This is a genomic window from Corynebacterium sp. KPL2895, assembly GCF_040225815.1.
Lineage (GTDB): Bacteria > Actinomycetota > Actinomycetes > Mycobacteriales > Mycobacteriaceae > Corynebacterium > Corynebacterium rhinophilum.
The window spans coordinates 147,565-165,944 of sequence record NZ_JBEHFY010000002.1; the positions used below are offsets into that span (position 1 = coordinate 147,565).

The following is an 18,380-nucleotide window of genomic DNA, read 5'->3' on the forward strand; positions in this document are numbered from 1 at the left end:
ATTAATCTGCTGGGTTAAAGCCGTACTCTTCCCAGGCCTTATCAAAGTCATCGGCCAATAGGTCGAGGACCTTTTGTGCCTCTTCTGGGTGCTCAGCCTCGGCGGAGATTGCGCCTAGGATTTGGTTGGCAAACTTATCAGCATCCGGAATCTCGATAACCTCTACATTATCGCCAGCGGCCGTGGCGTCGGTGGAGTAGACCCAGCCGGCATTGGCCTCACCGGAGACGACCTTGCCCAAAACGTCAGCGACCTGCTGCTCCTGGGAGGCGGGCTTTACGTCCAGGTTGTTTTCTTCGATGATCTGGGAAGAGATATCTCCGCAGGGAACCTGCGGGTCACAGATGACGAAGCGGTCTTCGTTCTGCAGATCCTCGATGGAGTGGATATTGCCCGGGTTGCCCTTCGGCACGACCATCACCATGACGTTGGTGGCAAGCACCTTCGGGTCCTTGACGGTTCCGTCATTGATTGCCTTGTCCATGGTCTTTTTGGACGCGGTAAGCAGCAAGTCCGCAGGAGCGCCCTCGCTGAGCTTATTGACCAAGTCGGAAGAGCCGCCATTTTGGAACTCGAGGTTTACCGGGGCGTCGAACTCGGAAGCGCGCTTTTCCAGTTCATCGTTGATGACGCGGGTGGACGATGCAGCCAGTAGGTTCAAGCTGGTCTCCTCCGCATCGGAGGTAGTGGAGGTATCGGGAGAGCAGGCGGAGAGCGCCAGCCCGGTCGCAGCCACGGCGGCTGCGGCAAATTTCTTATTCATAGTGAATGTTCCGTGTTATGTAGGCAACTTAGTATGAGAGATGAAGTTATCAGCACATAGCCTATCGATTGGCACGGAAATACACTACGAAATTCGCGTGAACTTGATGTGATAGTCGTTTTCTTCTTCCTTGAGGTACGACAGCTCAAATTTCTCCGCGCGCTCTTCTACTTCCTTGAGTAGGGGGAGGGGGTTGTGTGGGGCGATGAGGATCATGGCTTGGCCCACGTTCAGGGTGCCCAAAGCGCCGTGGATGGCACCGTGACGCACGGCGTGGGGGATTTCGGTCGCGTTGAGCGTGGGGATGGAGTTCTGCTGGGAAGAATCGGTGATGGGAAGTTCCATGGTGAGGATCATCCTTTCGGAGGTGGGGTGAGGTTTTACCTTGCCACCAATATTAGTACGATTAAAGCCGTGATAAATAATAGGCTCGCGCACCGCTTCTTCTTCCTTGCCTGCGCGGGGCTGTCCTTGCTGGTTGGGCTCGCCGCCGGGGCATCCCTGCTCGGCGTGGGTTTCTCGCCGGCTGCCTCCGTCGCCGCCGATCATGGCCCCTTGATGGTCTTTGGCTTTGTCGGCGGCGCTATCGGGCTGGAGCGCGCCGTCGCCGTGAGCACGCGGTGGGCCTGGACAGGACCCATCTTCCACGTCGCCGGTTTTGTGGGCATCGTGGCCGGCCTGCCGCGGCAGGTTCCGGCGTTGTGTTTTGCCGCCGGCTTCATCGTGCTGGGGTTTATCTATGCCACCATCCACCGGCGCCAGCCCGCCCTGGCCATCATCGTGCAGGCCACCGGCGTCATCGGCGGGGTAGCGGCGGCACTGCTGTGGGCCATGGAGCCGGCCTTTTCTACTGCGATGCCGCTGTGCGTGCTCTACGTGGTGGCGACGATCATCGGCGAGCGCATGGAGCTTGCCCGCATCACCATGGCCGGCACGCAGGCGGAAAAGCGGATTACGCTGTGGGTTTTGGGGTTGGCGGCGCTCAGCGTGGTCTATATCCTCTCCCCGGCAGTGGGCTATCGCGCGATGGGCGCGGGGCTTATCGGCGTTGCGGTTTCTACCGTGCGCGTGGACGTGGCGAAGAACCTAGTGCGCTCGCGCGGGCTGCCGCGCTATTCCGCCGCGTGCATGCTCGCCGGGTATTTTTGGTTGGCCCTCGGCGGCTATTTCTGGCTGCTCTATGGCGAAAGCTCGGGCTTTGCCTACGATGCCTCGGTGCACGCCATCTTTTTGGGCTTTGTCATGTCCATGATTTTTGCCCATGCCCCCATCATCATTACCTCCGTCATCCGCCGCCGCTTGCCTTACCACCCGGTGCTTTTCCTTCCCGTGGCGGTCCTGCACGGCGGGCTGGCGTTGCGCATTCTTGCCGATGTCGCCCGCCACACCGTCGCCTACCAGGTAGGTGGGCTGACGACCCTCGCCGCCGTCTTGGTTTTCCTCGCCTGCGGCATTACTTTGACGGTGAAGGAGGCCCGCCGTGCACATTAATGACATCTCCCTGGCCGCCCGCAGCCGCTGGCACATCCTTACCGCCGCGCTTATCGGTGCGTGGGTATTCATCGGCATCGGCATCAATGTGGCGGGTCACCTGGGCGCGCCCGTGGTGTGGTGGGATCTCATCCACCCGCTGACCATCGGCGCGCTGACCACGGCCATCGTTGTATTTTCCACCCACTTCACCGAGGCGCTTACACGCACCGCCAATAACGGATACCGGGGCGTGGGCGCACGCGTGGTACTCATCCAGGTGGGCCTTGTCCTGCTCATTATCGATCGCGCCGGATATGACTGGGGCCTGCTTGCCGATGCCGCCTCCCTCCTCATCATCGCCGCCCTTGCCTGGCAGCTCGCCTTTACTTACACGCGCTTGCGCGGATCGCTTTCTGGTTCGTTTGCGGTGACGGTGCCGTTTTATGCGGCCGCATCCATCTTCATGATTGCCTCCGTGGTGCTGGTGATCTTAAGCGGCAATGGCGTAGGCAACTATTCCTTCCTGGTGGCCGCCCACTCGCGCGGCATGGTGTGGGGGTTTGCGTGGCTGACCAGCGTGGGCACCATCGTGACGCTCCTTCCCACCTTGTCCAGCACCGCGATTTCGCCCACCGCGCGCACCAGGTGTACGCGCGGGCTCATCGTCCACTGCACCGGGCTAATACTGACCATGGTCTGCGGCGCGGTGGGGTGGACGCGCGCGGCGGGCATCGCCCAGCTGCTCGTCGTGCTCGCCGCCATCATGATCATCCAACCCGTCCTGGCCACCGTGCTGGGGCGCAACCCTCGGCTCACCACAGCATCGGTATCCGTTATCGCAGGACTGCTGTGGATGGTGGCCCTGTGCGCCGGCGATGCCGTCGCCGCAGCGCTCGGCGCTTACCCGCGCGTCATCACGCTGTTTTTGGTTCCGGCCTTCATCGGCGGCGGCATTTTGCAGCTGGTCACCGGCGTCTTGCACCACCTCTTGCCCACGCTGGTGGGAGGCGGTCCTGCCAAGGTGCACCACGGCCGGGATACCGCGGACCGCGCCGGTTTTGCCCGACTCGTTCTCATCAACCTCGGCGCCCTGCTGAGCCTTGTCAACGCCCTGCCTGCTGGGCTTATCCTCATGGGGATGGGCTTAGCATTAAACGTGCTTGCCGTGGGCCGCGCCGTCTACCAACAACAGAATCTGGAGAATTAAATGCTTAGTGTTTCTTCCCCACAGCCACAGGATAAGCCGCCGGAGTCCGGCAACTCCCAATGGGCCTCGTGGTTACTTATCGGTATCGCGCTGGCCGCGGTAATCGCGCTCGCCCTAGTCAATACCACCTCTAAGGACTCCCAGCCATCAAGCTCTGTTGCCGAAGGTGAAACCCACACCATTGACGTAGAAGTCGATGGTATGGCCTTCGTCCCCAACCACGTTGATATCGATCCCGGTACCCACTTGGTGGTTAACTTCACCAATACCGGGGACCAAGTCCACGATCTAAAGATTGGTGATGCCGAAACCGGCCGCGTCGATCCCGGCGATACCGTGCAGCTCGATGCCGGTGTCATCGAATCCAGCATCGAAGGCTACTGCACCATTGCCGGTCACCGCCTGCAAGGTATGACCTTTGACGTCAACGTGGACGATTCCGCGCCAAGCACCGGCGGGCACGATCACCACCATGCCGTGGCAGGGGCATCCAACCCGCACGTTGATGTTCCGAGCGCCGCCGAGCTTGGCGCCTCCCGCGAAGGTTTTAAAGCCCATGACGCCTCCCTCGCGCCAGCGGCCAATACCACCACGCATGAAGAAACCTGGTCTATGACCGAGGAAATCGTTGAGGTAGTCCCCGGCGTCAAGCAGATGCAATGGCTCTTTAACGGCCAAGCGCCCGGGCCGACGCTACGCGGCAAGGTGGGCGATAAGTTCAAGATCACCATCAAGAACGAGGGCAGCATGGCCCATTCCATCGACTTCCACGCCGGTGAGGTCAGCCCGGATGAAAACATGAAGTCCATCCAGCCCGGGGAAGAACTGACCTACGAATTCACCGCGAATCGCGCCGGTATTTGGATGTACCACTGCTCAACCGCCCCGATGTCCCTGCACATCGCCAACGGCATGGCCGGCAACGTCATCATCGATCCACCAGATCTCAAGGACGTGGATGCCGAGTACAACTTCATCGCCAACGATGTCTTCCTCGGCGAGGAAAAGACCGGCGCCGATGCCCAGCGCGTAGCCGATGGCGAGTTCGACCTCATGGCCTTTAATTACTACCCCAGCCAGTACGACGTCGATCCCATCAAGGCCAAGGTAGGCGATACCGTTCGCCTGTGGATCCTGAACGTCGGCCCCGATCAGCCGCTTAGCTTCCACGTGGTGGGCGAGCAATTCGATACTGCCTACAAGGAAGGCGCCTATCTCATCAAGGACGAGGAAAAGACCGGCTCGCAGGCCTTCGACCTACTTCCCGCGCAAGGCGGGTTTGTGGAAATGACCTTCAACGAGCCCGGAACCTATTCCTTTGTCAACCACATCATGACCAACGCGGAAAAGGGACAGCACGGCAAGTTCGTCGTTACCGAATAAAGCGTTGCCAACCCCACCCCGTCCTTCGCGCTCACCAGGGCACTGCCGATAGGTAGTTCCACCTCTCCCCGTGAGCGCGAAGGGGCGGGGTTCTTTATTGCTAGCCTCTCCTTGGCGCTCACTGGGTGGAAGTATCTACGGGCGCACCGCCTTGCCGGTGAGCGCGAAGGGCGCGTGGGAGGCGAGTGGTGGGTGCATGGGGAGCGCCGGAGTAAACGTAGACATAAGGAAACCGCCGCGGGCCATCCAAATATTGGACAGCGCGCAGCGGTGAAAGGACCGAGGAACTACCTAGGCACCGTGGCCCGGGGTTTCTCCTTCCAATTGCTTCCGGTTGGAGCGGATAGGCTCCCACGCGGTATTGGAGCGCATCGGGGTGGTGCGCTCATCGCGGGAACGGTAGACCACGTACGGGCGGGTAACGTAGCCGACCGGCGCCGAGAACGCGTGGACAAGGCGGGTAAAGGGCCACACGGCGATGATGGTGAATCCGCAGAGGACGTGGACCTTAAATTGCCACGGGGCACTGGCCATGAGGTCTGGCTGGATGTTGAAGATCAACAGCTGGCGCAGCCACGGGGAAATGGTTTCGCGGTAGTCGTACCCGCCGGTGCCGGCGAGGTCAAAAAGCTGCAGGGTAAAGGTGGCAAAAGAACCCGATACCAGTGCGAGGCCGAGCAGCGCGTACATGACCTTATCCGAGGTGGAGGTGGACAAGAATACGGAGCGGTTCTTTAGCCTGCGGTACAGCAAACCGGCAAAGCCCAGCAGGACCGCCAGAGCGGCGATGGAGCCGGGGATGGTGGCCAAGAGATGGTAGGCGTGGTCGCTGATGCCAACGGCCTGGGTCCAAGATTTGGGGAATGCCAAGCCCATTAGGTGGCCAATGACCACGAAGACCATGCCCCAGTGGAAAAGCGGCGAGGATAAACGCAGCAGCTTGGATTCATAGATTTGGGAGGAGTGGGTGGTCCAGCCGAATTGGTCGGAACGCCACCGCCAGAAGATGCCCACAAAGAACGCCGCGATGGCTAACCACGGGAAGGCACCCCAGAGGAAGTTATCAAACATGATGTGGCTCCTAGACGAGGTCTGGTTGGGTAGTGGGGAAGGGAAGGTCTGCAATGCCGACCATCTCGGCGGGTGGGCCGGTGCGGATGAGATCGACGTACTTTTGCGCGGTATCAGAATCGACTTCTGGAAGGGCTTTGCACAGCGCGACGATCAAGCTGACATACGGCGAACGCTCGCGGGCGAGGGCCGCGCGCAGCACCTCGATTCCTTCGCGGTAGCTGGCCACTAATTCGACGGCGCGCTCGTGCGTATCCCCCTCGCTCATGGCGAGGGCTTCGAGGACGACGCAGAGGTGATCAGGTAGCTCTGCATCCGAAATCTCGAAGCCGAGCGATTCTAATTGCTGGCGGAAGGACAAAATGGCCATTCCACGCTGGCGGGTATCGCCAACAGCAAAGTAGGACAGGTACAGCGCGCAGCGTCGGCGCTGGTCAAAGGTCTCGACGTAGTGTTCTTCCAAGCCGCGGGGGCCGATGCTGCGGGCCCATTCGGCGAAGTTGATGAAGTCGGTGGCAATGGCCAGCGGCAGGTCATCTACTTGGTCTTCGACCGCGGAGAGGCGGTCAAAGATATCTTCGCCGGGGTAATTCAGCAGCACGGACACGGCCATGGCGACGATTCGCCGCTGGTCTTCAGTGACCTCGACCGGCGTGACAAATTCATTGGGGACTTGACCTGTGTGGGTGCGCAGCGTCTTTTCGACGTCCTTGGCACCGCCCATGGAACCGATGCCAGCGGGTGTTCCGAATCCTGCCACGGGGGCATCGCCACCCTGCTGGGCCGATTGCCGCTGCAGGGATTCCTGGCGTTTGCGGAGTTTATCGAAGATATTCACGGCTTCACCTACTTCCGCGGCGGGAACATGGCATCGGGGCGGTCGCCGCTCCAGGAGAGCAGCGAGACCTTACCTTGCGGTTCGGCGCCGTGGGTGCAGGCCTCGGGCGCGCCCATGCCAAGGTCGTGGAAGACGTCTTCGGAGGCCTTGGCTGGGTCCACATCGCCAAACGGATCCAAATCGGTAATGCCGCGCGGGGATTCCGGCGAGGCGGTGGGAATGACGTAGCGGTCATCGTATTTAGCGATGGACAACAGGCGGTACATGCCTTCCATGTCCCTGCCCGTCATACCGACTGCCTGGGCGATCTCCTCTTGCGGTTCGTTGCCCAGGTTGATATCGCGCATATACGAGCGCATAGCGACGAGCCGGCGCAGCGACTTTTCTACCGGGACGGTATCGCCGGCGGTAAATAGGCCTGCCAAGTATTCCAGCGGAATGCGCATATTCGATAGCGCCGAGAAGAGGATCTTGTGGTCCTCGCCGTCGTTGCCGGTTGCGGTCACCTTGTCAACGATGGGCGACAGCGGCGGGATGTACCAGACCATCGGCAGCGTGCGATACTCCGGGTGCAGCGGCAGAGCGACGCCGTACTTGAAGATGAGATCGTAAATCGGCGACTGCTGCGCGGCGTCGATCCAGGAGTGCGGGATGCCCTCGGCCTGAGCTGCGCGGACAACCTCTGGATCGTGTGGGTCGAGCATGATCGACTTTTGGGCCTCGAAAAGGTCCTGCTCATTCTCGGTGGAGGCGGCCTCGGCGACACGGTCGGCATCGTAGAGGATGACGCCCAAGTAACGCAGGCGGCCCACGCAGGTCTCGGAGCACACGGTGGGCTGTCCCACCTCGAGGCGCGGGTAGCACAGCGTGCACTTTTCGGCCTTGCCAGTTTTGTGGTTGAAGTAGACCTTCTTATACGGGCAGCCGGATACGCACATGCGTCAGCCGCGGCAGCGGTCCTGGTCCACCAAGACGATGCCGTCCTCGGTGCGCTTGTACATCGCACCGGAGGGGCAGGAGGATACGCAGGTCGGGTTCATGCAGTGCTCGCAAATACGCGGCAGGTAGAACATGAACGAGTCTTCGATTTCCTTCTTGACCTCGAGGTTCATGTTGTGGAGCACGGGGTCATCGTCAAGCGTGGCAGTAGAGCCACCCAGGTTATCGTCCCAGTTGGAGGACCATTCAATCTTGCCGATGTCCCGGCCGTCGATCTGGGAGACCGGCTTGGCGGTCGGCTGGGTCTTCTGGCCCGCCTCGGCGCCCATCAGGTCCTCGTACTGGTAGGTCCAGGGCTCGTAGTAATCCTGGATGGTGGGCAGGTTGGGGTTGTGGAAGAGGGTAGCCAGCTTCTTGAGGCGGCCGCCGGCCTTGGGCTTGATCTTGCCGGATGCCGTGCGCTCCCAGCCGCCCTTCCACTTTTCCTGGTCCTCCCAGGTGCGCGGGTAGCCGAGGCCGGGGCGGGTTTCGACGTTATTGAACCAGATGTACTCGGTGCCTTCGCGGTTGGTCCATGCCTGCTTACAGGTAACTGAACACGTGTGGCAACCAATGCACTTGTCCAGGTTCATGATCATGGAGATTTGGGCCATGACTTTCATTAGTAGGATACCTCCTGGGAACGGCGGCGCACGCGGGTGACTTCATCGCGGTTATTGCCGGTAGGGCCGATGTAGTTGAAGTGGTAGGTCAGCTGGCCATAGCCGCCAGCGATGTGCACCGGTTTGATGGAAATGCGGGTCAGCGAGTTATGCGTGCCGCCGCGGCGGCCGGTGTGCTCGTTGATCGGCGTGCCCACGGTGCGCTCCTGTGCGTGGTTGCACAGCATAGTTCCCTCCGGGATGCGGTGGGAAACAATGGCGCGGGCGGAGACGACGCCGTTGCGGTTATATACCTCAACCCAGTCATTGTCTGTCACACCGATTTTCTCGGCGTCCTTATTGGACATCCAGACCACCTGGCCACCGCGCGAGATGGAGAGCACGTGCAGGTTGTCAAAGTACTGCGAGTGGATGGACCACTTATTGTGCGTGGTGAGGTAACGCAGGGTGACCTCAGCCTCGCCGCGGTCATTGGTCAATTCCGTGCCCGGCGCGAATTCGCCGTGCATGTGGACGTGGTCGAGCGGTGGGCGGAAGATCGGCAGCGATTCGCCGTAGTCCATAAACCAGTCGTGGTCGATGTAGTACTGCATGCGGCCGGTCAGCGTGTGCCAGGGCTTTTCAAACTCGACGTTGATGGAAAAGGCGGTGTAGCGGCGCTTATTGCGCTTATCTGCGGTCCACTCGGGGGAGGTGATGACCTCCTTCGGGCGTTCTTTGATGTCGTCCCACGTGATGCGTACGTCTTCATCGGGAGCGCCCAGCGGGGTCAGATCCTTGCCGGTGCGCGAGGATAGGAACTCAAAGCCTTGCTTGGCTAGCTCACCGTTGGAGACACCAGACAGGTGCAAGATAGCGTCGATAACCTTGGTGTCCTTGGACAGATCCACCAGCTCGCCCATGGAGGTCTCCGTGGTGCCACAGATGAGCTCGAGTTCTTTGACCTGCTTTTCCACGTTGAACTTGGTGCCGTGCACGCCGGTGCCGGCCTTGGCGGGAAGCGGGCCCAAGTGCGCCCACTTTTCGTAGACCTTGGTGTAGTCGCGCTCGACCACATGAAGCTTCGGCATCGTGACCCCAGGGATAAGGCCCTGTTCTTCGGGGTCGGGGACGATGCCATTGGGCATGCCGAGCTCGTCCGGGCTGTCGTGGTGGCTCGGCTGGGTAATGACATCGCGTTGCACGCCCAGCCACTTGGTGGCTTTATCAGAGAGCGCTGCGGCCAGGTCCCGGAAGACCTCGTAGTCCGAGCGGGCCTCCCACGGCGGGTTAATCGCCGCGTTAAATGAGTGCAGGTACGGGTGCATGTCGGTAGAGGACATGTCGTGCTTTTCGTACCAGGTTGCGGCCGGGAAAATGAGGTCCGAAACCAGCGTGGTGGAGGTATTGCGGAAGTCCGTGGTCATCATCAGATCCAGCTTGCCCTCCGGTGCCTTATCCACCCACTTGATGCTGCGCGGGCGGTCTTCGGGGGCTAGTTCTTCCGCGGTGGCATCCGAGTCGATGCCCAGCAGGTGGCGCAGGAAGAACTCGGTGCCCTTGGCGGACGAGCCGAGCAGGTTGGTGCGCCAGTTGAGCAGGATGCGCGGCCAGTTCTCCTCGGCAGACGGGTTGTCATAGGAGAACTCTAGGCGGCCGCTTTCTAGCTCTTGGACCACGTAGTCATTGATGTCCATGCCGGCCTCATCGGCTTCATCGGCAAGGAAGAGGGAGTTGCGGTTGAACTGCGGGTAGGCCGGCATCCAGCCGCGGCGCATGGATTCCGCCATGGTATCGGAGACCATCTTGTCCCCGATGGAACCGTGGCTAGCCAGCGGCGAGCCCAAGTGGGACGCGCGCGAATTATCGTAGCGGTACTGCTCGGTGGCGAAGTAGTAGAAGCCGGTAGAAATCATGTGGCGCGGCGGGCGCTGCCAGTCGGCGGCCATAGCCCACTGGGTCCAGCCATTGATCGGGCGCAGCTTTTCCTGGCCGACGTAGTGCGCCCAACCGCCACCGTTAACGCCCTGGGTGCCGCACATGGAGGTTAGCGCCAAGAAGGTGCGGTAGATATTATCGGCGTGGAAGTAGTGGTTGACTCCCGCGCCCATGATGATCTGCGAGCGGCCCTTGGAATCCGCGGCGTTTTGTGCAAATTCGCGGCCGATGCGGATAGCGGTATCGGCAGCCACGCCCGTGAGCTCTTCCTGCCAGGCGGGGGTGCCGACCTCGCTGGCATCGTGGAAGTCCTTCGGCCAGCTACCCGGCAGGTGGAGATCCTCGCGGTTGACGCCGTAGTGGGCGAGCATGATGTCGAAGACGGTGGTAACCAGCTTGCCGTCGACCTCGCGGACGGGGACGCCGCGGTGGACGATGCCCGCGCCAATGGGCTTGTCGGTCCCCACGTCCTCTGGGTTGGTATCCAGGTCAAAGCGGGGGAAGAGCACCTCGGCGGTGTCAAAGCGATCGGTTTCTGCGATGGACATGACCGGATCGGCGTTATCCAGCGCCAGGTTCCACTTGGCGCTCTCGTTATCCCAGCGGTCTGCCACGGTGCCGCCTGGGTCAACGATGCGTCCGTCTTCTTCCATCACAAGGCCACGGTGGGTGGCGTTGGGGGAGGAGTTCAAGGTGGCATCGGCAAGCTGCGAGGCGGTGAGGAATTTGCCTGGGGTGTAGGTGCCGTCGCCGTGGTCTTCCAGGGATACCAGGAAGGGCGAGTCGGTGTATTTGCGCATGTAGTTCAGGAAGTACGGTTCCTGGCGGTCCACGTGGAAGGTCTTCAAGATGACGTGGCCCATGGCAAAGGCGAGCGCGGCATCCGTTCCTGGCTCGATGCGGGCCCACTCATCGGCGAACTTGGTATTATCCGCAAAGTCGGGCGAGACCACGACGACCTTGGTGCCCTTGTAGCGCGATTCCACCATGAAGTGGGCGTCCGGGGTGCGGGTGACCGGGATATTCGAGCCCCACATCATGAGGTAGGAAGAGTTGTACCAGTCGCCGGATTCCGGGACGTCGGTCTGGTCGCCGAAGGTCTGCGGGGATGCCGGCGGCAGGTCGGCGTACCAGTCATAGAAGGAGAGCGCGACGCCGCCGATGGTCTGCAAGAAGCGCATGCCCGCGCCATAGGAAATCTGCGACATGGCCGGGATCACGGTAAAGCCGTTGATGCGGTCAGGACCGTACTTGCGGATGGTGTAGACGTGCGCGGCCGAGGCGATGTCGATGGCCTCTTCATAAGAGATGCGGATGAGCCCGCCCTTGCCGCGCTGGGAGATATACGCCTTGCGCTTTTCGGGGTCCTCTTGGATGGCGCGCCAGGCCAGGACGGAATCGCCGTGCTTAGCCTTTTCCTCGCGGAACATATCTACCAGCACGCCGCGGGCATACGGGTAGCGCACGCGGGTAGGAGAGTAGGTGTACCAGGAAAAGGAGGCTCCACGCGGGCAGCCGCGGGGCTCGTATTCTGGCATGTCATTGCCGGTGGTGGGGTAATCCACCGCCTGGGATTCCCAGGTGATGACGCCGTCTTTGACGTAGACCTTCCACGAGCACGAACCGGTGCAGTTCACGCCGTGGGTGGAGCGCACCATCTTGTCGAAGGCCCAGCGGTTGCGGTAAAAGACATCTGCCTGGCGGCCGCCCTTTAAGAAAAGTTGCTGACCAGAATCGGTAGCTTCGCCTTTGCGCAGGTAGGCACCGAACTTAAAGAGCGGATTTGAAGAGCCCTTTTCGGGCGCGAAGTATGCAGTCATGGGGTTGAAAGCTCCTAATTATCCGGGGAATGGTGCATTGGGGCGGGCGTAGTAGATCCACACCAGCACGGTGGTGATGGCAAAGTACACGGCGCAGCCCCAGAAGAACGTCGGTGCAGACATCATGGAGAGCAAGACACCTGCGACAAACGGGCCGAAGGCGCCGATGGCACCGGTCCAACCGATAACGCCGCCTGCTTGGCGCTTGGGCAAAATCATGGGCATTTGCTTAAACGTGCCGGCGTTGCCCAAGCCCGTGAAGAAGAAGAAAATGAGCATGGTGCCCAGGAACCACCAGACCTCATCCGGCTCGTCCGGGGTGAGGAAGAAGGTGGCCACGACGGTAAAGATGGTCATGCCCAGGCAGCCAATGAAGGTCCAGATGGCGCCGCCGAACTTATCGCACAGTGGGCCCCACAGGGCGCGGACGAGCGCACCGATAAGTGGTCCGAGGAAGGCGTAGCTCGCGCCGGCGGGCAGGTTCTCGTAGGTGCCGGCAAATTCGGAGCCTTCGCCGAAGATCTGGTTAATAAGCAGCGCGGTTTGCGCGGCGAAGCCTGAAAATGCGCCGAAGGTCATGAAGTAGACGACGGTAAGAATCCAGGTGTTCTTATTGCCAAAGATGTCCATCTGCTGGCGGAAATTCGCCTTCACGGGAACATCCTTGAGCAGGGTCCATGCCAGGAATGCGCCGACGATGGCCCACGGCACCAAGAAGATGGCGGGGTTGTGGACAAAGATTTCGCCGTCATCGGTGCGCTGCGGGGCAACAAAACCTACACCCAACAGGGTAAAGCCCATGAGCCATGGGGCAACCAGCTGGATAAAGGAGATACCGAAGTTACCGATGCCGGCCTGGATACCCAGCGCGGTACCGGACAGGCGCTTGGGGAAGAAGTAGCCGGTCGAGGGCATGAAGCCGGAGAACACCCCGCCGCCGATGCCGGAGAGGAAGGCGAGGGTCATCAGCCACCAGTACGGGGTGGAGGAGTCCTGTACCGCGAAGAACCAGCCCAGCATGGGGATGATAAACAGCAGCGAGGAGCTGAAGACGAGCTTGCGCGTGCCGAGGATGGGCGGCAGGAACATGAAGACGAGACGGAAGATACCGCACGCCAATCCGGGGATGGCTGTTAGCCAGTAGAGCTGGCTGCGGGTTAAGTCGAAACCAATCTGGTTCAACTGCGGGGCAATTGCCGATACGAGGTACCAAGTGGCAAAGCCAATGATAAGAACAAATGTGGAGATCCACAGCGTGCGCCAGGCAATTTTGGAATCCCAGTGGTCGGAATCTTCTGGATCCCAACCTTGGATGACTTTGCCTGAGGTATCAAGAGCGGTCATGATTTCCTCACAGGTAGTAGGTCGTTCAACTCCTTAATCTACCGGCGACTATGCTCGAAAAGGTAAATAAAAACGGTAAAATCCGTATCTAATTACGGCATGCAAATGTTGCGTAATTCTTGATCGATTCCGATGCTGCAGGTTAGCCCCGTGCCCCAAATGTGTTGGTGTCGAAAACTGAATGATGTGATATTAACCACACTCCACAGTGGGAAAGGAATGAGACTTATGTCCCAAAGAAAGGCACAGATAATCGTCAGCTCGGACCGCATTTTGGCCGGGGAAAAACCGAACCGCGCCGGGGAGAAAGCGGCAGAAATCCTGCGCACCCACGACATCGATGTCGCGCCACCGAGCATCGTGCCGGAGGGCCTTAAGCCAGTCGACGACGCGCTGCGGACCGCCGTGGATACCGGCACCGATATAGTCGTGGTAATCGGCGGCACCGGCATCGGGGCGACGAACCTGACCCCAGAGGTCACCGAGCGCTATATCAAGGCCCGCCTCTACGGCCTGGAGACCCAGGTGCTCCTGCGCGGGCTCGAGTCCTCGCCCAAGGCGGGTCTGTCCCGCGGGATCATCGGCATGACCGACCACGGCGGCGGCAGCCTCATCATCAATTGCGCCTCGTCTACCGGCGCCGTGGCAGATGCTCTTGGGGTTATTGCGCCGCTGCTTGCCGATGTCTTCCGCTCCCGCGGCGAATAATGCCTCCCTCACCATCCCTTCGCGCTCACGGGGAGGGCGGCGTGTACTTGCCTTAGCCGCGCCGGTGAGCGCGAAGGGCGGGGTGCGGTGGAATGTCCTGCAATTCGGCAGGGGTATCGTAATCGCGCTCGGCACCGGTGCCGGCCACCTCGACGAAATCGGCGCCGCGGATAAGCCTTTTTACGGAGACATTGCGGGTCGACTCCAGCGCGCCCAAGCGTTCGAAGATCGCATCGGTATGCCACAGCGAACACAGGGGCTGTAAGTACCCATCCGCGGCGCGGGTAATCGCGGCATCGGCGCTGGGCGCGGCCTGCAACGCGTAGTTAAGGTGCGGGAGGAGCTGCGGGGAATCGGGAGCATCCACAGCGAAGAGTGCCAGGCGGTCGCAATGCGACAAAGCGCGCGCACCAGCTTCGATGCCGGCGACAGGGCCGCCGAAAAGCGGCGACTCGCACACCTGCGGCAGGCTGAGGTAATGCGGGGAAATAACGATAGACGGCATGCCATAGGGAAGCTGGCGCAGCAGGCGGTCCACCAAGCGCAGGCCAAAGGCGCGCACCTGTGCCTTATCCGCCCCGCCCATGCGGCGCGATTGCCCGCCGGCCAGAATGATCGCGCCGTCCATTAAGCCTCCGAGAGGGTCCTAGACCAATCGCCGGAGCGCCCGCCCGATTTCGCCACGATGCCACAGCGACGAATAAAAGCAGAGCGGTCGACGCCCTTGACCATGTCAATGAGCGCCAAGGCGGCAACGTTGACCGCGGTCAGAGCCTCCATTTCCACGCCGGTGCGGTCGGCGGTGCGCACGGTGGCGGTGATCTTCACGTGGGCATCGGCAAGCTCGAGATCCACCGCGCAGCCATGCACGCCAATGGTGTGCGCGAGCGGCAGGAGCTCTGGGACCTTCTTCGCCGCGGAAATGCCGGCAATGCGCGCGACCGCCAGCACGTCCCCCTTGGGCACGGTGCCCTCGCGCAGCGCGGTCATGACCTCCGGGGAACAGGCGACCTCGCCCTCGGCGGTGGCGGTGCGCACGGTCGGCTGCTTCTCGGTCACATCGACCATGTAGGCGGTGCCGGCGGAATTGAGGTGGGTAAACTCCATGAAAAATTCTCCTCTTTAATACAGATAGACGGTGGTCTCTTCGCCCGCGGCGGGGGCAGGTCCATCAATGATGCAATACCCATTCGTACCGGCCAGCGAGACCACCCGGTGGCTGCCACGGCTTAACGCGCCAGTAATCCTGGGCTTTCCCGCAAAGCTTACGGTCACAGGAACGATGATGGGGCGTGCGCTTGCCGATGGCAGCGAAACCTCCACCTTCGCACTCAGCTGCACGGTCTCCCGCGGGTGCGGCTGGCCCGATAAGGCGGCGATAAGCGGGCGTGCATAGAGCTGGAAACCGACGAAAGCCGCCACCGGATTGCCCGGCAGCGCAAGCACCGGAACACCCCGCCACCTGCCGATGCCCTGCGGCGCACCGGGCCGCTGGTGAACGTGCCCGAACCACGAATTATCGCCCGTGCCCAGCACCCCGTGCACCACATCGAAAGCGCCGGCCGATACCCCGCCGGAGGTAATGATGAGGTCGTGGGATGCGCTGAGCTCATCGAACAATCTGGATAACTCCGCAGGATCGTCGCCCACGTGCGAGTAGGACTCCGTGTGGGCGAGGGAGGCGAGCATCGGCCCATTGGAATCCGGCAGGCGCCCTGGGGCGAGTTCATCCGGATAGGCGGATAGCTCATTGCCGGAAGAAATCACCGCGATGCGCGGGCGCCGGTAAGCCTTTACAGAATAGATGCCGGTGGATATAAGCGCCGCGATAACCGCCGCGTTCGCGGTGGCGCCGGCAGGGGCAACTATGGTGCCGGGTTGTATATCTTCTCCAGCGGGGCGGATATGGGTTTTTGCAGGCGCGGCGGTGATGGTGACCTCGCGCGGCAACTCCGTGGGACCAGACGGGACGGTGGTGTTTTCTACTGGGACGACGATTAAGCCAGTGGCATCGCCCACCGGGGCCCCGGTCATGATGCGAACGGCCTGGCCGGCGGGTACTGCCTGAGCGGTAGCACCGGCGGGGACATCGCCTGCGACCGGCAGCGTCCACGGTCCCGGGCCCGAAATATCAGCGGCGCGGACGAGGAATCCATCCATGGCGGAATTGGCAAACGGTGGGACGGGAAAGCGCGCGGTCGCATCCTCCGCTAATACCCGTCCGCACAGCGCGGGGCCAACGGGTACGGACTCTGCGCGCGGTGTCGGCGCCAGTGCCAAAACCGCGGAAAGGTGCTCAGAAATGGAACGCGATGCGGACATAAATAATTAGATTAGCCGCCTATGGCAGACATGGGACGATCCGGCTGCAAAAAGCCCTCATCATCAATGCCATGGCCCGGTTTCTTCGTCCACATTTCCCCGGCCCACGCCTCCATTAATTCCTCGTCGCTGGCGCCAGAGCGCATGAGATCCCGCAACTGGGTTTCGGAATTGCCAAACAGGCAGTTGCGCACGGCACCATCGGTGGTAAGCCGGGTGCGGTCGCAGTCGCCGCAGAAGGGATGGGTTACGGAGGCGATGATGCCGAGCTTGCCGGCGGTGCCATCGGGGGCGATAACATCCCATAAAGCGGCCGGGGCTGATCCGCGCGGCTCGCGCGCCGGGCGCATGGAAAAGTGGCTTTGTAGCCGGTGCAAGATGTCATCTGCGGTGACCATGTCTTCGCGGCGCCACTTTTCCCGCGGTCCGAGCGGCATCTGCTCAATAAAGCGCAGCTGGGCGCCCTGGTGCAGCGCATAGTCCGCCAGCGGGACGATATCTGCTTCATTGACGCCGGGCATGACCACGGCATTGATCTTGACGGGATTCAATCCGGCATCGGCTGCGGCGGCGATGGCTTCGAGCACGTGGGCTAGCCGATCGCGCCGGGTGAGTGCGGCATAGCGCTGTGGATCGATGGTATCTAGCGAGATATTAATGCGGTCGAGGCCTGCTGCGGCAAGCTTTGCGGCGCGCTTTTCCAAGCCCAACCCATTAGTAGTCAGCGCCGTCGACGGCGCAATGCCTTCATCCGTGGTGAGTTCCTTGGTAGCGGCGATGATTTTTTCCAAGGATTTGCGCAGCAGCGGCTCGCCGCCGGTAAAGCGCACCTGGCGGATGCCGAGCTTTTCCACGCCGAGGCGGATAAGCCGGATGGTCTCTTCATCGGACAGCGTTTGCTGCGTGGGCATCCACTCTAAGCCTTCGGCTGGCATGCAGTACGTGCAGCGCAGGTTGCAGCGGTCCGTGAGGGACACACGCAGGTCGCGTGCCCTGCGGCCGTAGCGATCAACCAAGGCGCGGGTGCCGTCGCTTGCCGCGGCAGGTAAATCCTCCGGCGGCTGCGTCCGGCCCACGGTGGGCAGGGGCAGGGACACCGCTGAAGAAGAAGGCGTTGGTGAAGTCATTGCTGCCAGTCTAAGAGTGGGAAACAAGGTACACCAAGCCACAACGCAACCTGGCCGATGATTATTCCTCGTTTTCCCGGTTAAAATCGCTTTCGTTGATTTCGTCAAGGCGCTGGGCTTCACCTGGGCCCTTGAGGCGGATGATATTGTAATCGCCTTCCGCCAAGTGGGTGCGCAGATCCTTCTTATCAAACTTGCCCACTGAGGTCTTATCGATCGACTTTACGAAGGCCCAGTACTCCGGCAGCATCCAGCTAGGCAATTCCTTGCGCAGGCTCTGGCGCAATTTTTCGGCCGTTTCGATGGTGGGAGAGGCTTGTTCATCCAAGACGGTCACGGCGAGGGGGCGTTCCACCCACTGCTTATCTGGGTAGCCAATTACCGCGGCTTCCACCACATCTGAATTGGCCATGATGAGGTTTTCCAACTGCACCGAATAGATCCACTCGCCACCCGAGCGGATGACATCGCGGGCGCGGTCTTCCACGGTGAGGAAGCCGTCCTTCGTTACGGAGCCGACATCGCCTGTGCGCAACCAGCCGTCTGCGGTGAACTTGGATTCCGCGGCCTCGACCGGCTTGCCGCGGAACTCGGAAGCCACTTCACCCGGCTCAGCGGTGGGGGAATGATAATAAGAACCGGTCACGAGGTTGCCACGCACCTGGAGCTCACCGGCATTGCGGTCGGTCTTCGATACCACTTGGCCGTCATTGACCACGCGGTATTGCAGCGAGGCGGCGATCTTTCCCTGGGAGATGCGATAAGCCCAGCGGGTATCGCCGGACGCTCCCTGCGGCGGGCGGGCG

At 61.3% G+C, this 18,380-nt stretch carries 15 protein-coding genes and 1 pseudogene; 4 read left to right on the forward strand and 12 right to left on the reverse strand.

Going from position 1 to position 18,380, the window contains the following annotated elements; translation table 11 throughout:
* Position 1: 1 nt before the first annotated feature.
* Together modA and ABRP95_RS01680 are read right to left on the reverse strand one after the other, a co-directional pair.
* Positions 2-763: a molybdate ABC transporter substrate-binding protein gene (gene modA, locus ABRP95_RS01675; protein WP_296088206.1), complete on the reverse strand. Its 762-nt coding sequence runs from the start codon at positions 761-763 to the stop codon at positions 2-4.
* 84 nt (positions 764-847) lie between these two features.
* The gene (locus ABRP95_RS01680) at positions 848-1,108 is read right to left on the reverse strand and encodes a DUF2249 domain-containing protein (protein ID WP_284769854.1); all 261 of its coding nucleotides are present in this window, start codon (positions 1,106-1,108) and stop codon (positions 848-850) included.
* A gap of 69 nt (positions 1,109-1,177) precedes the next feature.
* Between ABRP95_RS01680 and ABRP95_RS01685 the strand changes: the two genes are divergently transcribed.
* The 3 genes from ABRP95_RS01685 to ABRP95_RS01695 are packed head-to-tail and all read left to right on the forward strand — an operon-like array spanning position 1,178 to position 4,826.
* On the forward strand, positions 1,178-2,254 hold the full coding sequence (locus tag ABRP95_RS01685; RefSeq protein ID WP_349838845.1) for a DUF8744 domain-containing protein: 1,077 nt from the start codon (positions 1,178-1,180) through the stop codon (positions 2,252-2,254).
* On the forward strand, positions 2,244-3,443 hold the full coding sequence (locus ABRP95_RS01690) for a beta-carotene 15,15'-monooxygenase (RefSeq protein WP_349838846.1): 1,200 nt from the start codon (positions 2,244-2,246) through the stop codon (positions 3,441-3,443). The genes ABRP95_RS01685 and ABRP95_RS01690 overlap by 11 nt, the downstream gene beginning before the upstream one ends.
* Entirely contained in the window at positions 3,444-4,826 is a 1,383-nt protein-coding gene (locus ABRP95_RS01695; RefSeq protein WP_296088218.1) for a multicopper oxidase domain-containing protein, read from the forward strand.
* A 291-nt stretch (positions 4,827-5,117) separates the two neighbouring features.
* On the opposite strand, the gene narI is transcribed toward ABRP95_RS01695, so the two are convergent.
* The 5 genes and pseudogenes from narI to ABRP95_RS01720 all read right to left on the reverse strand — a co-directional run bounded on the left by narI (position 5,118) and on the right by ABRP95_RS01720 (position 13,417).
* Positions 5,118-5,897, reverse strand: a complete 780-nt coding sequence (gene narI / locus ABRP95_RS01700) for a respiratory nitrate reductase subunit gamma (protein WP_005280178.1) — start codon at positions 5,895-5,897, stop codon at positions 5,118-5,120.
* 10 nt (positions 5,898-5,907) lie between these two features.
* Complete coding sequence (narJ, locus tag ABRP95_RS01705; protein ID WP_284769850.1) at positions 5,908-6,735, reverse strand: nitrate reductase molybdenum cofactor assembly chaperone; 828 nt, start codon at positions 6,733-6,735, stop codon at positions 5,908-5,910.
* An 8-nt stretch (positions 6,736-6,743) separates the two neighbouring features.
* Positions 6,744-8,336: pseudogene (narH, locus tag ABRP95_RS01710) on the reverse strand (nitrate reductase subunit beta).
* Complete coding sequence (locus ABRP95_RS01715) at positions 8,336-12,073, reverse strand: nitrate reductase subunit alpha (protein ID WP_349838847.1); 3,738 nt, start codon at positions 12,071-12,073, stop codon at positions 8,336-8,338. Before ABRP95_RS01715 ends, narH begins: the two are co-directional and overlap by 1 nt.
* An 18-nt stretch (positions 12,074-12,091) precedes the next feature.
* Entirely contained in the window at positions 12,092-13,417 is a 1,326-nt protein-coding gene (locus tag ABRP95_RS01720; RefSeq protein WP_284853516.1) for a nitrate/nitrite transporter, read from the reverse strand.
* Between the two features lie 228 nt (positions 13,418-13,645).
* Here ABRP95_RS01720 and ABRP95_RS01725 point away from each other — a divergent pair, with 228 nt between their 5' ends.
* Positions 13,646-14,125, forward strand: a complete 480-nt coding sequence (locus ABRP95_RS01725) for a molybdopterin-binding protein (protein ID WP_284782557.1) — start codon at positions 13,646-13,648, stop codon at positions 14,123-14,125.
* A gap of 52 nt (positions 14,126-14,177) precedes the next feature.
* Here the strand turns inward: ABRP95_RS01725 and mobA are convergent, their stop codons facing one another.
* The 5 genes from mobA to ABRP95_RS01750 form a co-directional block, all read right to left on the reverse strand.
* On the reverse strand, positions 14,178-14,753 hold the full coding sequence (gene mobA / locus ABRP95_RS01730; RefSeq protein ID WP_284769846.1) for a molybdenum cofactor guanylyltransferase: 576 nt from the start codon (positions 14,751-14,753) through the stop codon (positions 14,178-14,180).
* Positions 14,753-15,232, reverse strand: a complete 480-nt coding sequence (gene moaC, locus ABRP95_RS01735; RefSeq protein ID WP_284850272.1) for a cyclic pyranopterin monophosphate synthase MoaC — start codon at positions 15,230-15,232, stop codon at positions 14,753-14,755. Before moaC ends, mobA begins: the two co-directional genes overlap by 1 nt.
* Positions 15,233-15,247: 15 nt before the next feature.
* Positions 15,248-16,447: a molybdopterin molybdotransferase MoeA gene (locus ABRP95_RS01740; protein WP_296088240.1), complete on the reverse strand. Its 1,200-nt coding sequence runs from the start codon at positions 16,445-16,447 to the stop codon at positions 15,248-15,250.
* Positions 16,448-16,458: 11 nt separating this feature from the next.
* Positions 16,459-17,574: a GTP 3',8-cyclase MoaA gene (gene moaA / locus ABRP95_RS01745; RefSeq protein WP_284850270.1), complete on the reverse strand. Its 1,116-nt coding sequence runs from the start codon at positions 17,572-17,574 to the stop codon at positions 16,459-16,461.
* A 61-nt stretch (positions 17,575-17,635) separates the two neighbouring features.
* The coding region (locus tag ABRP95_RS01750; protein WP_502880342.1) for an AMP-binding enzyme at positions 17,636-18,380 on the reverse strand (745 nt) is incomplete at its 5' end.

What these genes read in the sequence shown, in the direction of transcription:
- ABRP95_RS01715 (WP_349838847.1), bottom strand. Translation starts at nt 12,073, where the DNA reads ATGACTGCATACTTCGCGCCCGAAAAGGGCTCTTCAAATCCGCTCTTT.
- narI (WP_005280178.1), bottom strand. Translation starts at nt 5,897, where the DNA reads ATGTTTGATAACTTCCTCTGGGGTGCCTTCCCGTGGTTAGCCATCGCG.
- ABRP95_RS01725 (WP_284782557.1), top strand. Translation starts at nt 13,646, where the DNA reads ATGTCCCAAAGAAAGGCACAGATAATCGTCAGCTCGGACCGCATTTTG.
- modA (WP_296088206.1), bottom strand. Translation starts at nt 763, where the DNA reads ATGAATAAGAAATTTGCCGCAGCCGCCGTGGCTGCGACCGGGCTGGCG.
- ABRP95_RS01720 (WP_284853516.1), bottom strand. Translation starts at nt 13,417, where the DNA reads ATGACCGCTCTTGATACCTCAGGCAAAGTCATCCAAGGTTGGGATCCA.
- mobA (WP_284769846.1), bottom strand. Translation starts at nt 14,753, where the DNA reads ATGGACGGCGCGATCATTCTGGCCGGCGGGCAATCGCGCCGCATGGGC.
- moaA (WP_284850270.1), bottom strand. Translation starts at nt 17,574, where the DNA reads ATGACTTCACCAACGCCTTCTTCTTCAGCGGTGTCCCTGCCCCTGCCC.
- moaC (WP_284850272.1), bottom strand. Translation starts at nt 15,232, where the DNA reads ATGGAGTTTACCCACCTCAATTCCGCCGGCACCGCCTACATGGTCGAT.
- ABRP95_RS01695 (WP_296088218.1), top strand. Translation starts at nt 3,444, where the DNA reads ATGCTTAGTGTTTCTTCCCCACAGCCACAGGATAAGCCGCCGGAGTCC.
- ABRP95_RS01680 (WP_284769854.1), bottom strand. Translation starts at nt 1,108, where the DNA reads ATGGAACTTCCCATCACCGATTCTTCCCAGCAGAACTCCATCCCCACG.
- ABRP95_RS01740 (WP_296088240.1), bottom strand. Translation starts at nt 16,447, where the DNA reads ATGTCCGCATCGCGTTCCATTTCTGAGCACCTTTCCGCGGTTTTGGCA.